This window comes from Actinoplanes sp. NPDC020271, from assembly GCF_044388125.1.
Taxonomy (GTDB): Bacteria; Actinomycetota; Actinomycetes; order Mycobacteriales; family Micromonosporaceae; genus Actinoplanes.
In genome coordinates, this window is record NZ_JBIRWQ010000003.1 from 32799 (window position 1) to 57320 (window position 24522).

Annotated in this window: 30 protein-coding genes; 8 read left to right on the plus strand and 22 right to left on the minus strand. The window is 71.3% G+C overall.

The features are described 5' to 3' along the window. Positions 1-99: 99 nt before the first annotated feature. Both ACH442_RS07500 and ACH442_RS07505 read left to right on the plus strand, forming a co-directional pair. Entirely contained in the window at positions 100-765 is a 666-nt protein-coding gene (locus ACH442_RS07500; RefSeq protein WP_396337113.1) for a potassium channel family protein, read from the plus strand. Position 766: 1 nt separating this feature from the next. Beyond that, the gene (locus ACH442_RS07505) at positions 767-1438 is read left to right on the plus strand and encodes a potassium channel family protein (RefSeq protein ID WP_396337114.1); all 672 of its coding nucleotides are present in this window, start codon (positions 767-769) and stop codon (positions 1436-1438) included. Here ACH442_RS07505 and ACH442_RS07510 read toward each other — a convergent pair. From ACH442_RS07510 to dut, 4 genes are read right to left on the minus strand one after another with little or no spacing between them, the layout of a single operon-like run. Next, positions 1435-2193, minus strand: coding sequence for a DUF3159 domain-containing protein (locus ACH442_RS07510; RefSeq protein WP_396337115.1), 759 nt, complete (start codon positions 2191-2193; stop codon positions 1435-1437). The genes ACH442_RS07505 and ACH442_RS07510 overlap by 4 nt on opposite strands. Then, positions 2190-2567 carry an OB-fold nucleic acid binding domain-containing protein gene (locus tag ACH442_RS07515; protein ID WP_396337116.1) on the minus strand — a complete coding sequence of 126 codons (378 nt, stop codon included), beginning with the start codon at positions 2565-2567 and terminating at the stop codon, positions 2190-2192. The genes ACH442_RS07510 and ACH442_RS07515 overlap by 4 nt, the downstream gene beginning before the upstream one ends. A 25-nt stretch (positions 2568-2592) precedes the next feature. After that, on the minus strand, positions 2593-3240 hold the full coding sequence (locus tag ACH442_RS07520; protein WP_396337117.1) for a DUF3710 domain-containing protein: 648 nt from the start codon (positions 3238-3240) through the stop codon (positions 2593-2595). A gap of 30 nt (positions 3241-3270) precedes the next feature. Then, positions 3271-3723: a dUTP diphosphatase gene (gene dut / locus ACH442_RS07525; RefSeq protein WP_396337118.1), complete on the minus strand. Its 453-nt coding sequence runs from the start codon at positions 3721-3723 to the stop codon at positions 3271-3273. A 91-nt stretch (positions 3724-3814) separates the two neighbouring features. On the opposite strand from dut, the gene ACH442_RS07530 reads away from it, so the two are divergent. Continuing rightward, a complete protein-coding gene (locus tag ACH442_RS07530; protein ID WP_396337119.1) occupies positions 3815-4312 on the plus strand; it encodes a DUF3093 domain-containing protein in 498 nt (165 codons plus the stop codon). On the opposite strand, the gene ACH442_RS07535 is transcribed toward ACH442_RS07530, so the two are convergent. Then, positions 4278-5108, minus strand: coding sequence for a hypothetical protein (locus tag ACH442_RS07535; RefSeq protein ID WP_396337120.1), 831 nt, complete (start codon positions 5106-5108; stop codon positions 4278-4280). The genes ACH442_RS07530 and ACH442_RS07535 overlap by 35 nt on opposite strands. A gap of 89 nt (positions 5109-5197) precedes the next feature. Then, positions 5198-5494 (minus strand): DUF4193 domain-containing protein, encoded by a 297-nt coding sequence (locus ACH442_RS07540; RefSeq protein WP_067689470.1) that lies wholly within the window; start codon positions 5492-5494, stop codon positions 5198-5200. A gap of 347 nt (positions 5495-5841) precedes the next feature. On the opposite strand from ACH442_RS07540, the gene ACH442_RS07545 reads away from it, so the two are divergent. Continuing rightward, entirely contained in the window at positions 5842-6390 is a 549-nt protein-coding gene (locus ACH442_RS07545; protein WP_396337121.1) for a LytR C-terminal domain-containing protein, read from the plus strand. Positions 6391-6455: 65 nt separating this feature from the next. On the opposite strand, the gene ACH442_RS07550 is transcribed toward ACH442_RS07545, so the two are convergent. Continuing rightward, positions 6456-7277, minus strand: a complete 822-nt coding sequence (locus tag ACH442_RS07550; RefSeq protein ID WP_396337122.1) for an inositol monophosphatase family protein — start codon at positions 7275-7277, stop codon at positions 6456-6458. A 251-nt stretch (positions 7278-7528) separates the two neighbouring features. On the opposite strand from ACH442_RS07550, the gene ACH442_RS07555 reads away from it, so the two are divergent. Further along, a complete protein-coding gene (locus ACH442_RS07555; RefSeq protein ID WP_396337123.1) occupies positions 7529-9085 on the plus strand; it encodes an RNA polymerase sigma factor in 1557 nt (518 codons plus the stop codon). A gap of 244 nt (positions 9086-9329) precedes the next feature. Next, a complete protein-coding gene (locus ACH442_RS07560; protein WP_396337589.1) occupies positions 9330-9572 on the plus strand; it encodes a hypothetical protein in 243 nt (80 codons plus the stop codon). 481 nt (positions 9573-10053) lie between these two features. Here ACH442_RS07560 and ACH442_RS07565 read toward each other — a convergent pair whose 3' ends face one another. From ACH442_RS07565 to ACH442_RS07580, 4 genes are all read right to left on the minus strand, one after another. After that, complete coding sequence (locus ACH442_RS07565) at positions 10054-11631, minus strand: diguanylate cyclase domain-containing protein (protein WP_396337124.1); 1578 nt, start codon at positions 11629-11631, stop codon at positions 10054-10056. A gap of 50 nt (positions 11632-11681) precedes the next feature. Further along, positions 11682-13412: a DEAD/DEAH box helicase gene (locus ACH442_RS07570; RefSeq protein WP_396337125.1), complete on the minus strand. Its 1731-nt coding sequence runs from the start codon at positions 13410-13412 to the stop codon at positions 11682-11684. Between the two features lie 99 nt (positions 13413-13511). Next, complete coding sequence (locus ACH442_RS07575) at positions 13512-14126, minus strand: trimeric intracellular cation channel family protein (RefSeq protein WP_396337126.1); 615 nt, start codon at positions 14124-14126, stop codon at positions 13512-13514. A 7-nt stretch (positions 14127-14133) separates the two neighbouring features. Beyond that, the gene (locus ACH442_RS07580; protein WP_396337590.1) at positions 14134-14358 is read right to left on the minus strand and encodes a DUF3039 domain-containing protein; all 225 of its coding nucleotides are present in this window, start codon (positions 14356-14358) and stop codon (positions 14134-14136) included. A 116-nt stretch (positions 14359-14474) separates the two neighbouring features. Here ACH442_RS07580 and ACH442_RS07585 point away from each other — a divergent pair, with 116 nt between their 5' ends. Both ACH442_RS07585 and ACH442_RS07590 read left to right on the plus strand, forming a co-directional pair. Next, on the plus strand, positions 14475-15425 hold the full coding sequence (locus ACH442_RS07585; protein ID WP_396337127.1) for a pseudouridine-5'-phosphate glycosidase: 951 nt from the start codon (positions 14475-14477) through the stop codon (positions 15423-15425). A 12-nt stretch (positions 15426-15437) separates the two neighbouring features. Next, the gene (locus tag ACH442_RS07590; protein ID WP_396337128.1) at positions 15438-16406 is read left to right on the plus strand and encodes a carbohydrate kinase family protein; all 969 of its coding nucleotides are present in this window, start codon (positions 15438-15440) and stop codon (positions 16404-16406) included. A 337-nt stretch (positions 16407-16743) separates the two neighbouring features. Here ACH442_RS07590 and ACH442_RS07595 read toward each other — a convergent pair whose 3' ends face one another. From ACH442_RS07595 to ACH442_RS07645, 11 genes are read right to left on the minus strand one after another with little or no spacing between them, the layout of a single operon-like run. Next, on the minus strand, positions 16744-17118 hold the full coding sequence (locus ACH442_RS07595; RefSeq protein WP_396337129.1) for a DUF3099 domain-containing protein: 375 nt from the start codon (positions 17116-17118) through the stop codon (positions 16744-16746). Between the two features lie 59 nt (positions 17119-17177). Next, on the minus strand, positions 17178-17753 hold the full coding sequence (locus ACH442_RS07600) for an HhH-GPD-type base excision DNA repair protein (RefSeq protein WP_396337130.1): 576 nt from the start codon (positions 17751-17753) through the stop codon (positions 17178-17180). Between the two features lie 4 nt (positions 17754-17757). After that, the gene (locus ACH442_RS07605) at positions 17758-18276 is read right to left on the minus strand and encodes a GAF domain-containing protein (RefSeq protein WP_396337131.1); all 519 of its coding nucleotides are present in this window, start codon (positions 18274-18276) and stop codon (positions 17758-17760) included. Further along, the gene (locus ACH442_RS07610) at positions 18273-18536 is read right to left on the minus strand and encodes a hypothetical protein (RefSeq protein WP_396337132.1); all 264 of its coding nucleotides are present in this window, start codon (positions 18534-18536) and stop codon (positions 18273-18275) included. Before ACH442_RS07610 ends, ACH442_RS07605 begins: the two co-directional genes overlap by 4 nt. A gap of 29 nt (positions 18537-18565) precedes the next feature. After that, a complete protein-coding gene (locus ACH442_RS07615; RefSeq protein WP_396337133.1) occupies positions 18566-19612 on the minus strand; it encodes a methyl-accepting chemotaxis protein in 1047 nt (348 codons plus the stop codon). Positions 19613-19647: 35 nt separating this feature from the next. After that, a complete protein-coding gene (locus ACH442_RS07620; protein WP_396337134.1) occupies positions 19648-20019 on the minus strand; it encodes a response regulator in 372 nt (123 codons plus the stop codon). Further along, positions 20016-20291, minus strand: coding sequence for a hypothetical protein (locus ACH442_RS07625; protein WP_396337135.1), 276 nt, complete (start codon positions 20289-20291; stop codon positions 20016-20018). The genes ACH442_RS07620 and ACH442_RS07625 overlap by 4 nt, the downstream gene beginning before the upstream one ends. Continuing rightward, positions 20272-22650, minus strand: a complete 2379-nt coding sequence (locus ACH442_RS07630; RefSeq protein ID WP_396337136.1) for a chemotaxis protein CheA — start codon at positions 22648-22650, stop codon at positions 20272-20274. Before ACH442_RS07630 ends, ACH442_RS07625 begins: the two co-directional genes overlap by 20 nt. Then, positions 22647-23027, minus strand: a complete 381-nt coding sequence (locus ACH442_RS07635) for a response regulator (protein ID WP_396337137.1) — start codon at positions 23025-23027, stop codon at positions 22647-22649. The genes ACH442_RS07630 and ACH442_RS07635 overlap by 4 nt, the downstream gene beginning before the upstream one ends. Continuing rightward, positions 23027-23896, minus strand: coding sequence for a CheR family methyltransferase (locus ACH442_RS07640; protein ID WP_396337138.1), 870 nt, complete (start codon positions 23894-23896; stop codon positions 23027-23029). The genes ACH442_RS07635 and ACH442_RS07640 overlap by 1 nt, the downstream gene beginning before the upstream one ends. Then, positions 23896-24510 (minus strand): HEAT repeat domain-containing protein, encoded by a 615-nt coding sequence (locus ACH442_RS07645; protein ID WP_396337139.1) that lies wholly within the window; start codon positions 24508-24510, stop codon positions 23896-23898. The genes ACH442_RS07640 and ACH442_RS07645 overlap by 1 nt, the downstream gene beginning before the upstream one ends. Between the last annotated feature and the right edge of the window lie 12 nt (positions 24511-24522).

The window sequence follows — 24522 nt, forward strand, 5'->3', positions numbered from 1 at the left end:
GGCCGCACGTCTGTGCCCGTTGCCCGCCCCGGACACCGTGCGCCAGAGCGGCATGGGACGCTCATCTTCGACGGCAGGCGATCGGGGAGGGCACGAACCGTGCACGTGGTCATCATGGGGTGTGGTCGCCTCGGCTCCACGCTGGCGCAGAACCTCGACGCGCGCGGCCATCAGGTGGCCGTGATCGATCAGAACGCCGACGCGTTCCGGCGTCTGGGTTCGGACTTCGGCGGCATCACGGTCAACGGGATCGGCTTCGACCGGGACGTGCTGCGGGCCGCCGGCATCGAGCGGGCGGACGCCTTCGCCGCGGTTTCCAGCGGTGACAACTCCAACATCATCTCGGCCCGGCTGGCCCGCGAGACGTTCGGCGTCTCCCGCGTGGTGGCCCGCATCTACGACGCCAAGCGCGCCCAGGTGTACGAGCGGCTCGGCATCCCGACGATCGCCACCATCCGCTGGGCCGCCGACCGGATGTTCCGCCTGCTGGTGCCCGAGAGCCACAACGAGGTCTTCCGCGACCCGACCAGCGTGGTCAGCATCGTCGAGGTGCCGCTGCACTCCGATTGGGTCGGCCGGTCGGTGAAGGCGCTGGAGGACGGCACCGGCGCCCGGGTGGCCTACCTGATGCGGTTCGGGATGGGCGCGCTCGCCCAGCCGTCCACCGTGCTGCAGGACGGTGACCAGGTCTTCATGCTGGTCACCGACGAGACCATGAACAAGGTCGTGGACATCGCCGGGCGCGCCGGGAACGAGGGGCACTGACATGCGCATCGCCATCGCGGGAGCCGGCAACGTGGGCCGCTCCATCGCTCAGGAACTGATCGGCAACGGTCACGAGGTGATGCTGATCGAGAAGCAGCCGCGCCAGCTCTGCCCGGAGCGGGTGCCCGAGGCGCAGTGGATCCTCGCCGACGCCTGCGAGCTGAGCAGCCTGGAGGAGGCCGACGTCGCGTCCTGCGACGTGGTGGTCGCGGCGACCGGCGACGACAAGGCCAACCTGGTGGTGTCGCTGCTGGCCAAGACCGAGTTCGCGGTCGGCCGGGTGGTGGCCCGGGTGAACCGGGCGGAGAACGAGTGGCTCTTCACCGACCAGTGGGGTGTCGACGTCTCGGTCAGCAAGCCGCGCCTGATGGCCGCCCTGGTCGAGGAGGCGGTGACGGTCGGCGACCTGGTCCGGCTGATGACGTTCCGGCAGGGTGAGGCCAACCTGGTGGAGATCACTCTGCCGCGGAACGCGCCCTACGAGGGGCAGCCGCTGCGCTCGGTGCCGATGCCGCGGGACGCCGCGCTGGTCGCCATCCTGCGCGGCAAGCGCGTGGTGGTGCCGACCCCGGACGACCCGCTGGAGGCCGGCGACGAGCTGATCTTCGTGTGCACCGCGGAGGTGGAGGACCAGATCCGTGCGGTGGTGCTGGGCAGCACCGCGGCCGACTAGTCGGCCTGCTCTTTCGGGGCCGAGTTGATGCGGTGGATGGCCCAGGCGGTGAAGGCGAACGTCGCGGCGTAGATCGGCCAGCTGATCAGGATCCGGACGACCCCGAGCGCGTTCGCCTCGCCGAGCTTCCACAGGTAGAACTGGAGGCCGGCCCGGGCCGCCAGCGACACCACCCACAACAGGGTGAGCCACTGGAAGGCGCGGAACAGCCGGGCGTTGCCGAACCAGTCCTGTTTGCCCTTGTTGGCCATGATGCCCCAGGCGTAACCGATCAGCGGCTTCCGGAACGCCACCGACACCAGCAGCACCGCGGCCTGCCCGAACGTGAGCAGGATGCCCGGCAGGTAGAAGTTCTTCGCGTCGCCGCTGCGCCAGGCCAGCCAGGCACCGAGCGCGATGCCGAACAACCCGTTCACCGCGTGCCGGACGGGCTGCTTGCGGGCCAGCCGGACAGCGCCGATGGCGACCGCCGAGCCGACCGAGCCGATGATCGCCCAGAGCAGCGCGGTGCGCTTCTCCAGACCGATCACCGACTCGCCGAACAGCACGTTGAAGAGCACGAAGGCGAGCACCGGGATGCTCGACTCGATCAGCCCGCGCACCCCGCCCAACTGCTCGGCGATCTGCTCGCTGAGCGGCGGGAGCGGCTCCTCGTCGTCCTCGGGCTTGAGGTCGAGTTCCTCGACGACCTCCTCGGCGAGCCGCTCCCCGACGGATTCGTGCGCCACGTGGCGCGGCTCGTTGCCGGGTGTCACCGCGGCGCCTCCAGCTCGTAGAACGGGTTGTAGATGACCTTGCGGTCGTCCCGGATCGCGATCCGGCCGCGCGCGGTGAGCTGGCGCCCGGGCTCGATGCCGGCGATCGACCGGCGGCCCAGGAAGACCAGCGTGACCACGTCACTGCCGTCCCAGAGGTCGGCCTCCAAGGTCGGCAGGTTGGTGCGAGGAGTGTACGCCACGGTGCGCAGTCGCCCGGACACCGAAACGACCTGGCCCCGCCGGCACTGGCCGGCGGGCATGGCGCCGCACTTCGCCGAGTCCCGCTGCAGCTCCTGGGCATCCAGCTCGGAGTCGGTCGCGGTCAACCGGTCAAGGAACCGGCGAAAGCCGGTGCGCTCGTCGGTGGTCATGAGTTCACGGTAACCCGATCGGGGGTCAAACCTGCTGTGCGGGGTTCTGCTCGGCCATTTCCTTCGGCAGTCGCAGCGGCAGCGGCTCGCGGACCGGCCGCGGCTCGTCGTCGCGGACCACGACCAGACCCTCCAGCGCCACCCCGAGCACACCCTCGGCGGACGGGTCGGCCGCCGCCGCGCCCTGGAACAGCGCCCGGACCATCCAGCGCGGGCCGTCCACCCCGACGAACCGCACGTCGGCCGGGCCGTCCGGGGTGTTCACCCGGGCGAGCAGCTCGGTACCGTACCGCCCGGTCACCTCGCGGGGCTGGACCCCGTCGGCGCCCATCGCGGAGGCGATCTCCTCACGCACCTCGTCCCAGATGCCCTCGGTCCGCGGCGCCGCGAACACCCCGAGTTGCAGGGCGCTCTCGCCGTCGACCAGGACGACCTGCTCGATGCCGCCGTCCGGGTTCGCCTGGACCCGGACCTCGACGCCCTCGATCGCCGGGATCTGCAGGCTGCCCAGGTCGAGCCGCTGCACGTCGCTCGGTGCGTGCCTGAGGTCCCAGGGGCCGAACTCGGGTGCGGGGGTGTCCCCGTCGGCCGCCAGGCTCTGGGCGAGCGCCGTGGAGGGCGGCGCGTCGGCCGCGCGTACGTGCTTGGCGCCTCCGCGCTTACGGGAGAACATCACTGCCAGCCTTTCCTACGTCTCAAGAATTCAGAGGGCCTGGTGGCCGCCGGTCGAACCGTGCCCGCCCGCGCCGCGCGAGGTGTCGTCGAGGGTGTCCACCGCGTGGAACACCGCCCGCTCCACCCGCTGGACGACGAGCTGGGCGATCCGGTCGCCACGGGAGATCTTCACGGACCGTTCCCGGTCGTGGTTGATCAGATTGACGAGGATCTCGCCACGGTAACCGGCGTCGACCGTACCGGGCGCGTTGAGCACCGTCACGCCCAGCCGAGCGGCCAGGCCGGAACGGGGGTGGACCAGCCCGACGAAACCCTCGGGGATGGCGACCGCGATGCCCGTCCGGACCTTGACCCAGGTGCCCGGGGCGATCTCCGCCTCCTCGGCGGCGACCAGGTCGGCCCCGGCGTCGCCCGGGTGCGCGTAGGCGGGCAGCGGCAGATCCGGGTCGAGCCGCCGGACCGCGATGACTACGTCGGTCAAGAAAAATTCCTCACATCGGTACGGCCTGAGTCGGTGCCTACCCTGCCATCCTGCCGCGCCTCGCAGCGGAGGCACGCCGTACCCTTCGAGGGTGACACCCCAGCCCCCGGAACGCACCGCGGAGACCTATCAGGAACGCCTCGGCCTGCCGTGGTGGGCGTGGCCCGTGACCCTGGTGACCGGCGCTGTGCTCGCCACCGAGCTGGCCCTGGGCGTGCCCGATCTCCCCGCCTGGTTGCCGTACGCGGTTCTGCTGCCGCTCTCACTGGTGCTGATCCTGCCCCTCGGGCGGCTGCGTGTCGCCGTCCGGGATGGTGAGTTCCTGGTCGACGACGCGCGTCTGCCGGTCTCGGTGATCTCCGGCGTGGTCGCCCTGGACCCGGCCGGCAAGCGCGAGGCGCTGGGCGTCGGCGCGCACCCGCACGCCTTCGTCGTCCAGCGCCCGTGGATCGGCACGGCCGTGCAGGTCCTGCTCGACGACCCGGCCGACCCGACACCCTTCTGGGTGATCAGCACCCGGCGGCCGGTCGAGCTGGCAACCCTCCTGCTCGAGGTCAGCCGTCGAGAGCGCGCCGCTCAGGCCTCTTGAGCGCCCGCTTGCGCAGGTCGTCGCGCACCTTCTCGCCGGTCGTCCGGGTGGCCCGCCGGTTGAGGTAACCGGCGACCGCGGCCCCGGTCAGCATCGGCCCCATCGAAGTCAGGTTGCGGCCGAAGCGGCGCAGCAGCGTCCTCTGCAGCTCGCCGCGGGCGGCGGTGCTCAGCACGCTGCCCACCCCGGTCCCGGGCACGAGCGGGTTGATCCCGCGCTGGCCGGCCCAGGCCTGGATCAGGGCGAGCGCACGCTCGGTGCCGTTGCCGGGGATCGGCTCCCCGTAGACCTCGTGCAGCTCGCCGATCAGCTTCATCTCGATCGCGACGACGGCGATCGTCTCGGCCGAGAGCAGCACGGGCGCGGAGAGCAGGGCAGGCGCCGCGGCCCACTCGACGGCGGCGACACCGCCGCCGGCCGCACCCACCCCGGCCGTGGCCCGGGCGGCGTTGCGGATCAGCCGGTCCGCCAGGGCGTCGTCGTCCATCTCCGGGAAGTGGCGGCGCAGCGTCTCCCCGGAACGCACCGGGACGTGCGGGGCCACGTCGGCGACCACGTCGGCCATCCAGCGCAGGGCTGCCCTCGGCTTGAACAGTTGCCCCACGCCACGACGGCGCACGTCACCCACGAGTCGGCCGAGCAGGCGGCGCCGGCCGGACGGCTCCAGGTCGTCCGCGGTGAGGGCCGCCACGGTGCGGCCCAGGTCCGCGTCGGCGGCTGCCTCGGCGGGTGTCTCCATCGGGTCGGCGCCGATCACGGGCGGCTCCGAGCCGATCACGCGGTCCGGTTCACTCATCGTCGTCCTCCCCGTCGTCGTCACCGGTACTGTGCCCGGTTCCGCATCCAGGTCAAACCCCGTGTCGATCCGCGCGCGAGCGCGCCGGGTCAGGCGCACTCGCGGCAGATCAGCTCCCCGTTCCGCTCGGTCGCCAGCTGGCTGCGGTGGTGCACGAGGAAACAGCGCGAGCAGCGGAACTCGTCGGTCTGCATCGGCAGAACCTTGACGGTCAGTTCCTCGTCGGCGAGGTCGGCGCCGGGCAGCTCGAAGCTCTCCGCAACCTCGACCTCGTCCACGTCCACCGAGCCGGACTGGGAGTCAGCACGACGGGACTTCAGCTCCTCGAGGCTGTCCTCGCCGAGGTCGACCTCATCGCGACGCGGGGCGTCGTAGTCGGTGGCCATCGGTCTTCACTCTCCTGTATCGATGTGTCACTTGGCGTTAGTAACGCCAAGGGCATGGTTTCGGTTCCCGGTTCCGCCAGACGATTTCTGACACTCGCTCAAACATCGAGTACGGGGCCTGGCGAGCGCGGAACCTTACCGCTGTTGCGGCAGAGTTGTACGCCCACTGGCGGCACATTGTTCCCGATGTGACTGAGGCGACATCAAAGTAGGGGTACCAGCCTCTGGATCATCGTCGGCACGCCGGAAGCATTCCCGGTTTCCGCGTGCCGGGCGGACAGACGTTAACCTCTCGACAGGCCCGGCGACCGCACCGGGACCTGCCGTTCGACCCTGGAGCCAACCCCATGAGCTTTGCGCGCGTCCGAGCGCTCGTCGTCGTCGGCGTGCTCGCCGTGGCCGCGATCGTCTTCGTCGTCGTGGCCCTGGTCCGCGACAAGCAGGGCGACGTCGCGAGCGGCGCCGACTGCCCCGACGGCGCCCCGCTGGCCGACATCCAGCTGCCGGACGACCCCGCCGAGGTGACGCTCAAGGTTCTCAACGGCACCGCCCAGCAGGGTCTGGCGGACAGTGTGTCCACGGAGTTCAAGAACCGGCGGTTCGGCGTGCAGGACCCCGGCGTCAGCAAGACGAAGTACAAGGGCGTCGCGGAGATCCGTTTCGGCCCGGACGCGGTCGGCAAGGCCCAGCTCGTCCAGGCGTACTTCCTCGCTCAGTCGGACATGGTCTACAACGCCAAGCGTAAGGGCGCGGTGGTCGAGATCGTGATCGGAAGCAAGTTCCAGTCCCTGGCCACCACCACCGAGGTCAACCAGTCGCTCGTCGAGATCGGCGAGCCGACCCTCCCGCCCGGTGCCTGCGTCAAGCCGGCCACCAAGAAACCCGAGGACGACTGAGGCGTACGGGCGACCGGCCGTGACCACGGCCCGCCCCCGCCCCTCAGAAGCCCGCTGAGCGGCTTTCACGGCCCACCCGAGGCGTCCACCTCCGCCAGCAGGTCGTGCAGCTCCTGGTGCAGCGCCGGTGGCGCGAGCAGCACCATCTCCGGTCCCGCCGGCGCGCCGTCGAGGCCGGTCACGATCATCCCGGCCTCGGCCGCGATCAGCCCACCGGCCGCGTGATCCCACAAGTTGAGACCTTTCTCGAAGTACGCGTCCAGTTTGCCCTCCGCGGCCAGGCACAGGTCGAGGGACGCCGCGCCGAAGCGACGGATGTCCCGCACACGGGTGATCATCTGGGCGAGGACCCGGCCCTGATGCGCCCGCCGGCGGGGGTCGTAGCCGAACCCGGTACCGACCAGCGCCTGCCCCAGCGACGTCTCCGTGGAGCAGGTGAGCCGCCGCCCGTCCCGCCACGCGCCGCCACCCCTGGTCGCGGTCCACTCGTCGCCGGTGGCCGCGTTGCGCACCACGCCGGCCACCACCTCACCGGCGACCTCGGCCGCGAGCGAGACCGCGTACTGCGGAAGCCCGTAGAGGTAGTTGACCGTGCCGTCGATCGGGTCGAGGATCCACCGGACCGCGCCCGGAGCGGCGTCCTGAGCGCCCCCGTACTCCTCGCCGAGCACCGTGTCGCCGGGCCGCTCGGCGCGCAACGCCTCCACCACCTGACGCTCGACCGCCTTGTCGGCCGCGGTCACGACGTCGGTGTCGGTGCTCTTGGTCTGCACGTCCCCGATTGCCTCGTCCCGCGTCCGGCGTGCGGTGGCCGCCGCCTCGCGGGCCACCCGGACGGCGATCGACAGCAGCTCCTCGGGCGACGAGCCCGGAGAAATCTCGCTCACGTTGGGGTCCTTTCCGCCGATACGATTCTTGCCCGGAGCGTCTCCGACGAGGTCGTCGGCCCCCGGCGGCGTGCTGCGGGGGGAGGATCTCGTAAGACGGCGCTACAATTCACCCCTGCCCACGCTTCACAGTCGCTCACTGCGGGACGCTCTGTGACCCGGGGGCTCCCAAATCGACTCCGGCGAGACTCGCCCCCGCGTGCTGCGCTGGAACGGCCGTGCCCAAACTCATCGCCTCCGGAAGGTCATTCGTGACAGAAGCCCACCAGAACGGTGCCGACGTTCGCTCTCTCACCGAGGCTTTGATCACCCATGCTCAGGGTGCGGGCGGGCAGCTCACATCGGCCCAGGTCGCGCACACGCTGGAGTCCGCTGCCGTCAACCCGGCCCAGGCCAAGAAGATCCTGCGCGGTCTCGTCGACGCCGGGATCACCGTCGTCGTCGACGGCTCGGTCAGCACCCGCCGTCCCAAGGTCGCGGCCGCCCGCTCCGCCACCCCGGCGTCGAAGGCGACCACCGCCAAGGCCGCCCCGGTGAAGAAGGCGGCGCCCGCGCCGAAGCAGGCCGCGCCGTCCGCCGGCGGGGCCGCACCGGTTCGCAAGGCCACTGCCGCGGCCGCCAAGGCGGTTCCGGCGAAGAAGGCCGCCACCACTGCCAAGGCCGCACCGGCCAAGGCCGCCAAGCCCGGCGAGGAGGGCCCCGAGGGCGAGGAGATCGACCCCGAGGAGCTCGCCGCCGAGATCGAGGACGTGGTGGTCGAGGAGCCGGCCGCGGTCGTCGCCGCCGCCGCGGCCGACGCCGCCAGCTCGGCCACCGACGGCGACTTCGAGTGGGACGACGAGGAGTCCGAGGCCCTCAAGCAGGCCCGCCGCGACGCGGAGCTGACCGCCTCGGCCGACTCGGTCCGCGCCTACCTCAAGCAGATCGGCAAGGTCCCGCTGCTCAACGCGGAGCAGGAGGTCGAGCTGGCCAAGCGCATCGAGGCCGGCCTCTACGCCGCCGAGCGCCTGCGCGCCGCCGAGGAGGGTGAGGAGTCGCTCGAGCGCAACTTCGAGCGCGACCTCAAGTGGATCAACCGGGACGGCGAGCGGGCGAAGAACCACCTGCTCGAGGCGAACCTGCGACTCGTGGTCTCGCTGGCCAAGCGCTACACCGGTCGCGGCATGGCCTTCCTGGACCTGATCCAGGAGGGCAACCTCGGCCTGATCCGCGCGGTCGAGAAGTTCGACTACACCAAGGGCTACAAGTTCTCGACGTACGCGACGTGGTGGATCCGCCAGGCGATCACCCGCGCGATGGCCGACCAGGCCCGCACCATCCGCATCCCGGTGCACATGGTCGAGGTCATCAACAAGCTCGGCCGCATCCAGCGCGAGCTGCTCCAGGACCTGGGCCGCGAGCCCACCCCGGAGGAGCTGGCCAAGGAAATGGACATCACGCCGGAAAAGGTGCTGGAGATCCAGCAGTACGCGCGTGAGCCCATCTCGCTGGACCAGACGATCGGTGACGAGGGCGACAGCCAGCTCGGTGACTTCATCGAGGACTCCGAGGCGGTCGTCGCGGTCGACGCGGTCTCCTTCTCGCTCCTGCAGGACCAGCTTCAGCAGGTGTTGCAGACGCTCTCCGAGCGGGAGGCGGGCGTGGTCCGGCTGCGGTTCGGCCTGACCGACGGTCAGCCGCGCACGCTGGACGAGATCGGCCAGGTCTACGGCGTGACCCGTGAGCGGATCCGCCAGATCGAGTCCAAGACGATGTCGAAGCTGCGGCACCCGTCGCGGTCGCAGGTTCTGCGCGACTACCTCGACTAGGACTTTCAGTCAACATTACGTGTCCGTTTGGTCACCACCCGTACATCAACGGGTGGTGATCAGACCGTTGTGCAGAAGTGATCGTTGACGTGGCACCCTGGGATCACGGCACACTAGGCGGAACCGGTGTGACCTCGGTCCCCCCGGGGCACTCTGGGAAGGCTGCAAGGGTGCAGGGTGTTGCACGATGTGTGAGCAGTAGCCGAGGAACATGTTCATCGGTGACGAACAGAGGAGGAAGGCGATGACCCCGACTCTCACGCCGCCGGCGGGAAGCCTGGCCGGCACAGCAGCCGATGAACGGTGCGACCGCTGCAATGCAGCAGGGAAGCTCCGTTTGACCCTGGCTGGTGGCGGTGACCTGGTCTTCTGTGGCCACCACGCCAACCGGTACGCCGAGGACCTGGTGAAGATCGCGGTGCAGTTCTCCGCCGATCCGGAATTCACCTGGCGCGGCGCGACCATGATGTCGAACTCCAGCAACTAACGGCAAACAGCGGTCCCCCAAAACTGAAGACGCGTGAAGGGGCGCCTCGCAAGAGGCGCCCCTTCAGCATGCCCGCTGCCTTCACCATGAAGATCAACTTCAAGATCTTCATGTCCTACGTCCGCTGTGGTCCCGCTCCGCCGCTCCCGCGGGGACCCTTCCGGGTCTCGCAGGGCCGCGGGCGGCCCAGAACGCGACACCCGAAAGGGCGACGTCCGTGGGTGGTCCCGCTCAAAAACCCCGAACCCGCCCACAGCCTCCGCACCGACCACGTCCCTGGTCCCGTCGCAGCCGCTCGTCGGCGGGCGTGCCCGCCGCGGCCGGCCGGTGACGGGCGAGGCCCCGCCGCAGCCGGCCGGTGACAGGCGAGTCCGCCCCCGGCCGCCCGTCGACGGGCTCGAGCGGACCGCGGAGTCCCGCCCGCCGGAGGCCGCGAGATGGGCGGTTGGTCACTGTCGCCGCCGCGCAGCCGGAACCGGGGTCAGGCGGCTTGGGTGGTGGGGCGGGGGGTGTGGAGTTCGGCGCCGTCGCCGCCGCGGCGCTTGATGCGGTACATCGCCTCGTCGGCCTGCGAGAGCAGTTCCGTCAGGTCGGCCGACGGGCCCAGGGCGATGCCGACGCTCACGGTGGCGATGCAGTCGGGGATGTCCCGGACGGCCAGGACCATCCGGGATGCGACCGCGCCGGCGGTTCCGGCGTCCGCGAGCAGGGCCGCGAACTCGTCACCGCCGAGTCGCGCGACCAGGTCGCCCGGCCCGGCTTCGGCGGCCAGTGCCGCGGCGATCGCCCGCAGCGCCTCGTCGCCCGCGGCATGCCCGCGAGTGTCGTTGATCACCTTGAACTTGTCGGTGTCGACCAGCAGGACCGCGACCGTGCCGGCCCGGCCTGCGGCGAGCTCCACCGCCCGGTCGAATGCGCGCCGGTTCGCGATGCCGGTCAGCGGGTCGAGGTCGGCGGCGCGGGCCACCTGCTCGTGCTGACGGCGTAGTACCGCCAGGTCGTGCATGGTCCGGGCGGCGTGCAGGGTGCTGAGCCGCTGCCGCCACAAGGCCCCGGCCAGGTTGTCCCCGTAGGCGAGGGTGGCGGCGGCGTCCGTCGACCCGAGGTGGGCCAGGAGCACGGCCCGGGTCCGGTGGGTGCTCGCGGCGATCAGCCAGTCCGCGTCCGGTGGCAGGTCCGCGGCTGCCTCGGCGAGGACGGCGAGGGCCGCATCCGGGTGACCGGAGCGTTTCAGCGCCACCCCGTGGAACGGGCGGCTCAGCGCCAGCGCTTCCGGCGTGAAACCACGTTTCTGCAGGTGCCGGGTGTAGAACTCGATGTCGACGGCGGCGCCGGCCGGGTCGTGCCGGTCAGCGCGGGCGCAGGCGGCGTAGAGCAGGGCGTTGTCGCGCCACACGGCCGCGTCGTCACCCGAGACCTCGTCGGCGGCCCGGACGGCGTACCGCTCCGCCTCCGTGGTGTGCGACTCCGCCTCGTCCACCCGCTCGACCTGGTACAGCTCGAGCGCCCAGCGCAGGTGCATCTCGGCCAGGTTGATCAGCCACATGGCGCGGTTGCCGTTGCATCCGCCGTCCGCGGCGCTCATCTCGTAGGCGCCGCGGAATTGTGGTTCCACCAGTTCGTACAGCCGAAGTTCGTAGTAGCCGATGGCGACCGCGACCCGGGAGTTCACCGCGGCCACCGGATCGGCCTCGCCGGCGGCGAGCATCTCCGCGGCGACCAGGTCGTGCAGGACGCCGTCGAGGTCGTGCTCGGCGGCGTCGAGCTCGCCCAGCCGCAGCCGCTGCCAGGCGCGGCTGGCCAGGGCGCACGCCTGCCACCCGCCGTTGCCCTCGCGAGCCGCCGCGACCAGCATCGGCTCGACCGCGGCGATCGCGCCCCGGGGGTCGGAGCGCGCGATGTGCGCGACGACCCGGACGAAGTGCATGCACGCGGGCCCGTCCACCAGATCACCCGTGACGGCCCGCAGGACGGTCTCGGCCGCGGCCTGCGCACCGGACGGATCGCCGGTCTGCGCGCGCTCCAGCAGGCGTACCGCGTGCTGCGTGATCTCCCGCATCTGCACCTCCCCGGAAACCTATCGACCGGCGGAGGGGCGATGCGAGAGAACTACAGCGTCTGGATCGTGGCGATCCGCTCCTCGAGCTGCTCGATCGTGGCCTGCGCGCTGGGCGGGCCGCCGCAGAGCCGGCGGAGCTCGGCGTGGATCTTGCCGTGGGGCAGGTTCGTCCGATGGTGGTGGGCGGCGACCAGCGTGTTCAGCTGGCGTCGCAGGGTGGCCCGGCGCTCCCCCGCGCTCATCGGCACGATCTTCTCGACCGGCGGCGGCTCGGGAGCGTTCCGGGCCGTCTCCGCCTCCTGCCGTTTCTGCGCGGCCATCTGCTCGGACTGCCGCTTGTTCAGCAGCATCGAGACCTCGTCCGGGGTGAGCAGCCCGGGCAGGCCCAGGTAGTCGGCCTCCTCGGCGGTGCCCGTCCGGGCCGGCAGCCCGAACGCCGCGCCGTCGTAGATGACCTGCTCCAGCTCGGCGGTCGCGGAGAGCGCCTCGAACTGCTTGTCCAGGTCGCCGATCGCGTCCTCGGACTTCTGCGCCCGCTCCAGTACGTCGTCGTCGAGCCCGTCCTTCTCCTTGGGCGCGCCGAGGACGTGGTTGCGTTCGGCTTCCATCTCGCTGGCCAGCCCGAGCAGGTGCGGCACGCTGGGCAGGAACACGGTGGCGGTCTCGCCGGGCCGGCGGGAGCGGACGAACCGGCCGATCGCCTGGGCGAAGTAGAGCGGGGTGGAGGCGCTGGTCGCGTAGACCCCGACAGCCAGGCGCGGGATGTCGACGCCCTCGGACACCATCCGGACGGCGACCATCCAGAGCTTGTCGGAGGCGGCGAACTCGGCGATCCGCCCCGAGGCGCCGTCGTCGTCGGAGAGGACCACGGTCGGGGACTCGCCGGTGAGGTCGTGCAGCAGCTTCGCGTACGCCCGGGCGGCGGTCTGGTCACTGGCGATGACCAGGCCACCGGCGTCCGGCATGCCCTCGCGGACCCGCAGGAGCCGGTTGTGGGCGGCGCGCATCACCTGGGGCATCCAGTCGCCGCGGTGGTCCAGGGCGGTACGCCACGCCTGCGCGATCAGATCCTTGGTCATCGGCTCGCCGAGGCGGGCGGCCAGCTCGTCACCGGCGTTGGTGCGCCAGCGGGTCTCCCCCGAGTACGCCATGAACATGACCGGCCGCACGACCCGGTCCTTCAGCGCGTCCGCATACCCGTAGACGGAGTCCGCCTTCGACCGCTGGATCCCGTCCATGCCCCGCTCGTACTGCACGAAGGGGATCGGGTTCTCGTCCGACCGGAACGGGGTGCCGGTCAGCAGCAGGCGCCGCTCGGCCGGCTCGAACGCGTCCTTGACCCCGTCGCCCCAGCTGCGCGAGTCACCGGCGTGGTGGATCTCGTCGAGGATGACCATGGTGCGCCGGGTGATGGTGCGCCGTTTGTGCACCTGTGGGGCCATGCCGACCTGCGCGTAGGTCACCACCGCGCCGTGGAAGTCCCGCGACGAGTGGATGTCCGCGTTGCGGAACTTCGGGTCGAGCTGGATGCCGACCCGGGCCGCGGCCTGCGCCCACTGGGTCTTCAGGTGCTCGGTCGGGCAGACCACGGTCACCGCCTCGACCGTGCCGTCGGTCAGCATCTCCGCGGCCAGGCGCAGGGCGAACGTGGTCTTGCCGGCGCCGGGCGTCGCCACGGCCATGAAGTCCTCGGAACGGCGGCGCAGGTACTCCACCATCGCCTTGCGCTGCCACGCCCGCAGGGGCGGGAAGGTCTCCAGGTTCGGCACAGACGGGCTCAAAGCTCCGGTGATCCCTTCAAGCAGTCCATGGAAAAACCTCCGCGGCAGAGGTCGCGGAGGCGAGGCTCCAGCATAGCCACGGACGGGTGCGATCGCGGGTTACGGCACCGCCACGGGCGCCGACCAGCGGCGGTAGAGCGCCAGCAGGCGCACCCCGGTCATCAATGCCGCGGCGCCGACCAGCGGAATGAGGCCGGTGTAGCCCAACCGCTGCATGATGGTGACGAGAATCGCCCCGCCCAGGGCGACCATCGCGTAGACGTCACGTTGCAGCACGATCGGGATCTCCCCGGTGAGCAGGTCGCGGGTCAGGCCACCGCCGATCGCGGTGAGCATCCCCAGCAGGCACGCGCCGACCGGCGGCACCCCGGCCGCCAGCGCTTTCATCGTGCCCGTCGCGGTGAACAGGCCGAGGCCCGCGGCGTCCAGGACGAGCACCGTCCGCCGCGCCCGGTTCAGCCTCGGGTGCAGCCAGAACACCGCGACCGAGGCGAGCACCGCGGTCACCGCATACCGCCAGTCCGCGAAGGCCAGCGGCGGGACCGCACCGATCGTGAGGTCGCGCAGGATGCCACCGCCCAGCGCGGAGGCGAAGCCGACGAACGCCACCCCGAACAGGTCGAGACGTTTCGCGACGCCGGCCGAGGCGCCCGCGGCGGCGAACACCGCCACACCGATCAGATCCGCGACGAGCAGGCCGAATCCGCCCGTCACGCCTCGATCAGGCCTTCATGGCTTCGTAGATCTCCTTGCACTGCGGACAGACCGGCGAGCCCTTCTTCGGCGTCTTGGTGACCGGGAACGTCTCACCGCAGAGGGCGACCACGTGGGTGCCCATGACCGCGCTCTCGGCGATCTTTTCCTTGCGCACGTAGTGGAACATCTCCGGACCGGTGTCGGCGTCCTTGGTCTCCGGACGCTCCAGGATCTGGGTGCTCACGGGTATCTGCCCTTCAGGAGGAAAGTTCAGGCTTGGAGAAAGCTCCAGCCGACAAGTCTTGCACCTCACGCCTGACCGGTCCAACGACAACGGCGCTGCCCAGGCCCGTAACGTTGGTCGACGTGACTGACTTCGCTATTCGCTACGGCGAGCACGTGACCCGTGCCCGCCGGGACGGCCGCCCCGTCGTGGCCCTGGAGAGCACCATCATCTCGCACGGGCTGCCGCACCCGGACAATCTGCGGGTGGCGCGCGAGATCGAGCAGACCGTCCGGGACAACGGCGCGGTCCCCGCCACCATCGGCATGATCGGCGGCGAGCTGATCGTGGGCCTCGACGACGCCCAGATCGAGCACCTGGCCCTCGCCGGTGAGGTGGCCAAGCTCTCCGTGCGGGACCTCGCCATCGCCGCCGCCAAGCGGGCCGACGGCGCGACCACGGTCGCCGCCACCAGCGCGGTCGCCGCCGCGGCCGGGGTCGGCGTGTTCGCCACCGGTGGCCTGGGCGGGGTGCACCGCGAGGCGAACCTCACGTTCGACGAGTCCGCCGACCTGACCGCGCTGGCCCGCACCCCGATCGTGGTGGTCTGCGCCGGGGTCAAGTCGATCCTCGACGTCGGCGCCACGCTGGAGCGGCTGGAGACGCTGGGCGTGTCGGTGGCCGGTTACGGCACGAAGCGCTTCCCCGGCTTCTTCATCACCGACGGCGGCTTCGACGTGGACTGGCAGCTCGACTCGCCGGAGCAGGTCGCCGACTTCATCCGGGCCCGCCGCGACCAGGACGTGACGACCGGTGCGCTGGTCCTGGCCAATCCGCTGCCCACGGACGAGCAGCTGGACCCGGCGCTGCACGACCGGACCCTGGAATCGGGGCTGGCGCTCCTGGCCGAGCAGGGCGTCACCGGCAAGGCGGTCACGCCGTTCCTGCTGGCGCACTTCCACTCCAGCACCGACGGGCAGAGCCTGGCCACCAACGTCCGGATCATCCTGCGCAACGCCGCCCTGGCCGCCAGGATCGCGGTGGCCGAGAACAGCGGGACGGCCGCGCCGCTGGGCTTCTCCGTGCCGGCCTGAGCCGTGGCGTCCGTGATCGTCGTCGTCGGTGACCTGGTCACCGACGTGCTGGTCGAGCACGACGGGCCGATCCGGCCCGGCTCGGACACCGCCGCCGCCATCCGGGTGAGCGGCGGCGGCCAGGCGGCCAACACGGCCGCCTGGCTGGCCCGAGCCACCCAGCTCACCCCGGACCGGGCCGAGCCGGGCCAAGCCGCGCCGGGCATGGTTCAGCCGGGCCGGACCCGGTCGAGCCGGGTCGCGCCGGGCCGGGTTCAGCTGGTCGCGGCGGTCGGCGACGACCAGGCCGGGCGGGATCGCGTCGCCGAGCTGGTCGCGGCCGGCGTGGCCGACGCGGTTCAGGTGCGGGCCGGGGCGGCGACCGGCAGCGTCGTCGTGCTGACCGGCGCCGGCGAACGCACGATGATCACCGATCGGGGTGCCTGCCTGCTGCTCGACCCGGCGCACGTGACCGCGGTGATCGCCGCCGGGCCGCCCGGCAGCCACCTGCACCTCTCCGGGTACCCGTTGCTGCACGCCGGGTCACGGCCCGCGGGCCTGGCGGCCCTCGCGTCCGCGAAGGATCAGGGACTCACGGTGAGCGTCGACGCGGCCTCCGCTGCCCCCCTGCGCGATGCGGGGGCCGAGCTTTTCCTTGCCTGGGTACGCGGTGTGGACCTGCTCCTGTGCAACGCCGACGAGGCCGACGTGCTCGCCGGGCCGGGGTCGCCGTCGTCGCAGGCGGCCCGGCTGACCGGGTTCGTCCAGCATGCCGTGGTGAAGCAGGGCGCCGCGGGCGCGGTGTGGGCGTCGCGCGACGGGTCGTCCTGGTCCGCCCCGGCCCCAAACGTCCCGGTGAAGGACCCCACCGGTGCCGGGGACGCCTTCGCGGCCGGTCTGCTGTCCGCCTGGCTCGCCGGCGCCGACCCCGGGACCGCCCTGGCCGCCGGCGCCACCCTCGGCGCCGAAGCCGTCCAGCACCTCGGCGCCCGCCCCGTTTGACCCGCACCGGGCCACCGCGCGGCTCGCGCCGGCCGGCCGGCTCTCAGCATGGTCATGAGCCGGCCGGGGCGGGGCGCGGGCGGTGGCCCACCGCGCACCTCGCGGACACCGACGGGCGGGACCCGGTGGCGCGTTCGGGCCTGTCGACGGGCGGACGCGATGGGACCGATGGTCGCTTGGCGAGGGCCGTGGACGGGGTTGTTGCTCTGACCGTGCCCCGCCACGGAGGCCGCCCTGGAGGGCTGAGCGTTCTGGGCGCCCAGCGCCCTGCTCAGACCGGAAGGGCCCCCGCGGGAGCGGCGGAGAAGGACCACAGCGGAGCTAGGACATGAAGAATTCAATGGGTCTTGCCGGGATCGACGATCTCGGCGTCGATGGTGACGGGCTCGCCGGCCGGCTCGTCGGGCGTGTCGGCGAGCGCCCGCTGACGGTGCTCGCGGGCGGCGGCGTCGGCGGCCCGTTCCGCTTTCGTCTTGGGGGCGCGGTCGTTGGCGATCAGCACGGCCATCCAGGGCAGGAGCACCATGCCGGCGACGCAGAGGGTGAGCCACAGCGGCAGCAGTGGCACGTTCAGGCTGACCAGCACCCCGCCCGTGATGAGGCAGCCGACGCGGGCGCCCATCATCGTGACGTAGCGAACCTCACGGCTGCGGAGCTGGTCACCGGGGCTGCGTGCGGCATCGGTGATCACCACCGAGGGCGGCTTCTTCACAGGGGTCTCCGTCCGACCCCGCCATCCTCGCACCGGTTCGGGCCGACCGGCCACTCGGCCTAACTTTTTGCGGCTTTGGCCTCTGCCTTCGCGGCTTTCTTGTACTCCCGGACCTTGGTCAGGGACTCGTCGTCGACGATGTCGGCGACCGACCGGTACGCCCCCTCGTCGCCGTAGCCACCGGCGGCCGCGCGCCACCCGGCCGGCTGGACGCCGATCTGCTTGCCGAGCAGCGCGACGAAGATCTGCGCCTTCTGCTTCCCGAAGCCGGGCAGGGCGAAGATCCGCTTGTACAGCTCGGCGCCGGTGGGCGCGTCCCGCCAGAGGGCCTCGACGTCGCCGTCGTACTGATCGGCGATGACCCGGCAGACCTCCTGGACCCGGGCGGCCATCGCTTTCGGGAAGCGGTGCAGCGCGGGCGGGGTCGCGAAGTGCTCGAGCAGTGCCTCCGGGTCGAAGTCGGCCAGCTCGGTGGCGGTCGGCTCGTGACCCAGCCGCTGGGCCAGCACGAGCGGCGAGGTGAACGCCTTCTCCATGGTGATCTGCTGGTCCAGGACGAGCCCCAGCAGCACGGCCAGCGGGCTGCGGTCAAGCAGCGCGTTGGCGTCGGCCGGGATGGGCAGGGAGAAACTCATGCCGTCATGATGCCGGTTCGGCCCGGTCCTCGATGCGGCGGACCGTCCGGACCGCCATGTCGGTGAGATAGCGCCGGTCACGGTCGTCGAAGTCGCGGCGGCGCACGTCGATGGCGCAAAGACCGCCGAGCACGAAGCCGGCCGAGGAGATCAGCGGCGCACCGATGTACGACCGCACACCTTCCACCGTGACCAGCGGGTTCGTGCAGTATCCGGGCTCGGTGGTGAAGTCGTCGACGACGTGCGACTCCCGGTGCTCGAGCATCGGCGTGCAGAACGCCCACTCGATCGGGGTGCCGCCCACCTCGGCGATCCAGGGCGGCATCGGCCCGTGCCCGGCCAGGAACACCTGGGCGTCGTCGAGCAGGACGTCCAGCACGGCGAACGGGGTGCCGAGCCGCTCGGCGACCTCGTCGACCACCTCGGTGAGGTAGGGGCGGTGCTCTTCCCGATCCAGGCCGAGCCGGGCGATCTCGTGCAGCCGGCCCCGGTCGGACAGCTGCGGATACTGCGGGAGCCTCACGACGTGACCGTCCGCGCCAGCGCCTCGTACGTGATGAGCCGCACCTTCAACGAGCGCCCGGCGACCCGGCTCAGCTCGCCCACCTCCATCACGTGCTCGGCGACCCGGCGCAGGTCGGCGGGGGTGGTGACCGGCCGCTGCAGGCCGAGCGACTGCACGGCGAGGCCCCACAGCCCCTCGGCCGTCCTCGGGCCGACCAGGTCAGCGAAGGCCTTGATGGCGTCCTTCTCGGTCGGCGCCTCGTGGCCGTAGTCCTCCATGCGAGCCATCGTGAGGCCTCTTCCCCTGCTCAGAACAGTTCGATTAACGGTTCGTTCGCGTCCTGCTCGGCCGTGCCGGTCTGCGCGGCATGGGTGAAGCGCTGCCGGGCCATCACGTGCTTGGACCGCAGGTCCTCGACGTTGATGGAACCTTCCCGGACCGTCTCGCCGCTGATCTCGCCCCGCGCGTACCCGGCGACGGTCTCGGCCTGCCGTCGCACGTCGGCGACCGCCTCCGCCACATGTTCCAACATCTGGCGGCTGATGTCCTGGAACTGGACATGACCGACCGCTCCGGTCGTCTCCGAGACCAGCACGTCCGAGCTGTTCTGGACCTGCCGGGCGGCCTGGATGGTGTCCCGCAGGATGCCGGTCACCATCTCCGACATCTCGCGCTGGGCGTTGGCGATGCCGCCCAGCCGCCGGGTCATCGCGGTGTCCTCGTCGTCGACCGGGAACTCCTGCGCGCGGTCGAAGGAGGTGTCGTCGGAGAGCACCGAGTCGAGCTTGGCGGTCAGGTCGGCGATGCTGCTGCCGATGCCCTGCGCCGCCTCCGACGAGCGGTGCGCCAGCTTGCGCACCTCGTCGGCGACGACCGAGAAGCCCTCACCGGCGTCACCGGCCCGGACCGCCTCGATCATCGCGTTCAGGGCGAGGATGTTGGTGGCCCGGCTGACCTGCTCGATCTGGGTGACGTGCTGGTTGAGGTCGCGCATCTGGTCGACCAGGGCGCGGATCTGATGGTCACGGTAGAGGAAGTACGCGATCAGACGCCCGACCAGCTGGTCGTTGGAGGAGCTGACCTGACCCAGCTCCTTCTCGGTGCGGGAGAGAGTGCCGGCGAGCTGCGACACGTCGCCGGCCATCACCTCCGCCAGCGAGTCGACCTTCACCAACTGCTGGATGATCGCCTGCGCGGCCTCGCCGGTCTGGTCGATGACGTCCTTGACATGACCGTCGATCACCTCGCAGTACGCGGGGATCGGCTCCAGGGCCTCGGCCACGACGTCTCCCCGTACGCCCCGCTGCTCCGAGTCGTCCGGAGCCGGCGGGTGCCTGCGGAGAAGGCTGGGCATGCGAAACCTCCGTTGTACAAGGGGGGACGGGGCCGTCAGGCGCCGGGCAGCACCTGCTTGATCACGCCGAGGAGCTGGTCCGGCCCGACCGGCTTGACCAGCCAGCCGGTGGCCCCGGCGGTCTTCGCCTCGGCCCGCTTCGACTGCTCCGACTCGGTGGTCAGCATCAGCATCGGCGTGAACCGCATACCCGGAGACTTGCGGGCCTCACGGACGAAGGTGATCCCGTCCATCTGCGGCATGTTGACGTCGCTGATGATCAGGTTCGGCTTGAGCCCCTTGCCGAGCTTGTCCAGCGCCTCCTTGCCGTGGGCGGCGGTCTCGACGGCGTAACCGGCCTTGGTCAGGATCGACTTCAGGCTCATCAGCATGGTGGCGGAGTCGTCGACGAGCATCACGGTGGTCATGGCGGTTCGGTCCCCTGTCGGCTTGTCTCGCCGCCGGCTCCGGTGAGCAGCGGCAGCACCTGGGTCGCCAGGAAGGCGTCTTTCGGTGCTGCAGAAATCTTCGGACGGAAAAGAAGCAGGGCTTGGAGTGCGCCGGTGTGCAGATGGTTGCATCGGCGAAGACTGACCCGGGGGCGCCGGCTGGAGCGCAACCAGCCGACGAGCTGTTCCACCTCGTCGACCGTCACCACCCCGATCAGGCTGGCGTTCTCGTCATGCAGCTCGAGCGGCAAGGCCGAGCACCTCCTTCAGGTTCAGCACCAGCAGGACCAGGCCGTCACCGAGCAGGGCGGTCCCGGAGAACTCGTCGGCGTAGGCGAGCAGGCCCTCCATCGGCTTCAGGATCACGTCGACCTCGCGGTGGAACTGCTCGACCAGCAGGCCGACCCGCTGCCCGTTGACCGACACGATCAGCACCGCACGGTCCCGGTCCTGCGCCGGCTCCCAGGGCATCTCCAGCGCCCGGGCCAGGTCGATCACCGGCACCACCTCGCCGCGCATCACCACGACCTCCTGGTGCAGGACCCGGCCCATCTCGGCGGCCGGCACCCGGACGGTCTCCACGACCAGGTCGACCGGGACACCGAAGCGCTGGCCGGCCACGCTGACCACCATCACCTGGGTGACCGCCATGGACAACGGCAGCCGCAGCCGGGTGACGGTGCCACTGCCCAGCTCGGAGCGCATGGTCACGGTGCCGCCGAGCTTCTCGACGCTGGCCCGGACGGCGTCCATCCCGACACCGCGGCCGGAGAGGTCGGAGATCTGGTCGGCGGTCGAGAACCCGGGCCGGAAGACCAGGTCCACCGCCTCGGTGTCGCTCAGGGACTCCAGCTCCTCCTCGGAGATCAGGCCTTTCTCGTACGCCTTGCGTTTCACCCGTGCGGGATCCACGCCCCGTCCGTCGTCCGAGACCTCGACCAGTACCGCGTCCCCGTCGGCGACCGCCGCGAGGGTGAGCCGCGCCGTGCCCGGTTTCCCGGCCGCGGCCCGTTCGTCCGAGGTCTCGATCCCGTGGTCGAGGCTGTTGCGCACCAGGTGCACGAGCGGGTCGCCGAGCGCCTCGATCACGTCCTTGTCGGCCATCGTGTCGTCGCCCTCGGTGATCAGCTCGATGGTCTTGCCGAGACGCCGGCTCAGGTCGCGGACCAGGCGCGGGAAGCGGCCGAAGGCGACCGAGAGCGGCAGCATCCGGACGTCCATGACGGCCGCCTGCAGTTCCTCGGCGATCCGGTGCATACCCGCGTACTGGTCCTTGATGCGGCGGCTGAGCGCCCGGCTGCCGAATTCCTCCTCGGCCGCGGCGGCCAGGAACGTCAGCCCGTTCTTGGCCACGTTCAGCTCGCCGACCAGCTCCATCAGCCGGTCCACCTTCTCCTGGTCGACCTTGAGCACCCGGGTGCCGACCTGCCCGCCGGGGTCGTCGGCGCGACCGGTGGGCTCCGCCGCCGGCCCGGCCGCCGGTGGGGCGGCCAGCGCCGGGATGACCGGCGGGTCGACAGCCGGCGGGGTGGCGGCCGGCTCGACCGGGGCATGGCCGAGGACACCCTCGACGGCGGCGTTCACCGCGTCCTGGTCGGCGCCGGTCAGGTCCAGCGGGACGCCGAGGGCGGCCGCGGCCGAGGTGACCGAGCCGATCAGGGCGAGCAACTGGGTGCCGGTCGGCTCACCGACGGCGAGGGTGCGGTGCGCGGCGGTGAGCACGGCCCGGGCGTCGGCGGCCAGCCGGGCGTCGACGTGCAGCGCATCCGCGGCGACGACCTCCGGGACCGTCCCGAGGTCCTCGGCGTCCTCGCCGTCCAGGTGCCGGTTGATCGCCGCGCCGTCCAGCTCGACGATGCTGACCTGGTCGGGGACGTAGCGGAGCAGGTAGTCCAGCTCACCGGCGGAGGCTCGGGTGGCGACGACGAAGGAGAGGATGCAGGTGTACTCGTCGTACTCCTCGCGCGACGGCCACTCGTCGGGGCGGATCACCACCATCCGGTCCAGGCCGGGCACCTGGCGGACCAGGTGCAGCGGGTCCTCGGCGCGGAAGAAGCAGTCCTGGTCCGGCACGTAACGGAGGAAGCGCAGCGTGGACGCGGTGGTGGTCAGCCATCCGGCGGTCTCGATCAGCCACTCCGTGCCGAGATGCGCGAGCCATTCCGGGGGTGGATCTATCCGGCGTACGGCGGAAGGCTCTTGACCTTGTTCGGCGGCCGCAGGCTCGCCGCCCAGCGGGGCCCGCAGTTTCGTGATCAGGCCGGCCGCGTCCTGGCCGGCCGTGGCGGGCAGGCGCTCGTGCGCGGTGACGTGCGCGAGCCAGCCGCGGATCAGGTCGAACGCGGCCAGCAGGTCGTCGGCCATCCCGGAGTCGAGTGCCAACCGGCCGCCGCGGACCGCGTCCAGCAGGTCCTCGGCGGCGTGGGTGAGCCGGGTCAGCTCGGGGAAGTCGAAGAGGCCGGACGAGCCCTTGAACGTGTGCGCGGCCCGGAACACCTCGTTGACCAGCTCCGGGTCGCCGGGGTTGCGTTCGAGCTGCAGCAGCCCGTCGTCGACCGAGGCGAGCAGGTCGTTCGCCTCCGCGAGGAACTGGGCCAGCAACGGGTTCATGCCGCCGGGCCCTTTCCCGCGGTGAGCATGGTGGCGACCCGGACCAGGCGCTCGGCGTCGACCGGTTTGACCAGGTAGAGGTTGGCCCCGGCCTGGTACGCCCGGTCGGCGTCGCCGGGCCGGTCCTCGGTGCTGATCATCAGGACCGGCGCGGCCGTCCCGACGGTCTCCGACCGCAGCGTCTCCACGCAGGTGTAGCCGTTCATCTTCGGCATGTTCACGTCCACCACGAACAGGTCGAACGGGGTGGTCATGGCCGCCTCGACGGCTTCCAGGCCGTTCGCCGCCTCGGCCACCTCGAAGCCGGCTTCCTGGAGCAGGCTGGTGTGATAGAGCCGCACGGTCGCGGCGTCGTCCACTACCAAAACTCGGGTCATCACTTCGCTCCGGTCGGTCGCTGGTAGACGATGCCCTCCGGCAGGCGGGTCGGCGTGAAGATCGGCGAGATCCGGCTCATCGACTCGGAATGCCCGAGGAAGAGGTAGCCGCCGGGGCGCAGCGCGCCGTAGAGGTTCTCGGCGGCCCGGCGGCTGGAGAGCTCGTCGAAGTAGATCAGCACGTTGCGGCAGAAGATCACGTCGAAGTCGCGGAACGCGCGCATCGCCGCGGTGTCGCAGACGTTCATCTTGTGCAGCGTCACCGCGCTGCGGATGCCCTCGTCGACCTGGAAACGGCCGCCGCCGACCGGGGTGAAGTACTTGTTCACCCAGGGCTTGGGCACCCGGGACAGCGACCGTTCGCCGTAACTGGCGTGGGCCGCCTTGGCCAGCACCTCGCTGTCGATGTCGGCGCCGTGGATCTCGACGTCCACGTGGTCGATCTGGTCCCATTCCTCCAGGAGGCGCAGGGCGATCGAGTACGGCTCCTCACCGGTCGAGCACGGCAACGACAGGATCTTGACGGGGCCGGTCATCCGCGCCGGTCCACCCCGCGCGGCGAGGGTCTTCGGCAGGACCGTGCTGAGCATCGCGTCGAACTGGTAGTCCTCGCGCAAGAAGTACGTCTCGTTCACGGTGAGCTGGTTGATCAGCTCCTGGAGCATGTCCGGCTTGTCCATCCGCAGCGCGGCGAACCAGGACGCGAACGTGTCGTACGGCGACTCGCGGATGCACGTCTCCACCCGTTTGTCGACGAAGTAGCGCTTGCCGGTGGTGAAGTGGATGCCGGTGCGCTTGTAGAAGTACTCGGTGAACCGGACGAAGTCGGCGTCGCTGAGGCCGGTGCCGGTGGTGGCCGGGCCCGCCATCACGCCGTACCGGCCAGCCGGGGCAGCGCCGCCCGGACGGTGAACTGCAGGAACGGGTCGTCCGGGAAGCGCCGGGCGGCCGCTTCGAGGACCGGCGCGTGCTCCGGCGTGGCGGCCGGCAGGAACGCGTCGATCGCGGCGGTCACCACGTTCGGATGGTCGTCCTCGCTGATCATCCGGATCAGCCAGTCACGCGCGGCCGGATCCGGGAGGTCGGCGAGGACCATGGCGGTCATCACGCGTACGTCGTGGTCCGGCGCCGAGGTCAGGCTCGGCAGCAGCGCCGGCACCGACCGCGGCATGGTGGCCAGCGCCTCCGCCACCGCCGTCCGCAGCCCGGCGTCGTCGCTGGCCAGATGCACCGCCAGCCCGGCCGCGACCGCTTCGGTGTCGTGCCCGGCGAGCGTGGTCAGCACCGCGTCGCGGGCCCGCGGCTCGGTCTCCAGCCCGGCCCGGGCCAGCAGTTCGGGGATCGCGTCCGGCACACCGGTCAGGTCCAGCGCGGCCTCGCGGCGGCGCTCCGGGTCCGGGTCGTCGAGTTGCCGGACGAGTTCGTCCGGGCCGAGCGTCCGTGTCGCCTCCGGCTCGGGGGCCTGTTTGCGGACCAGTCCCATGATGTTCAACCC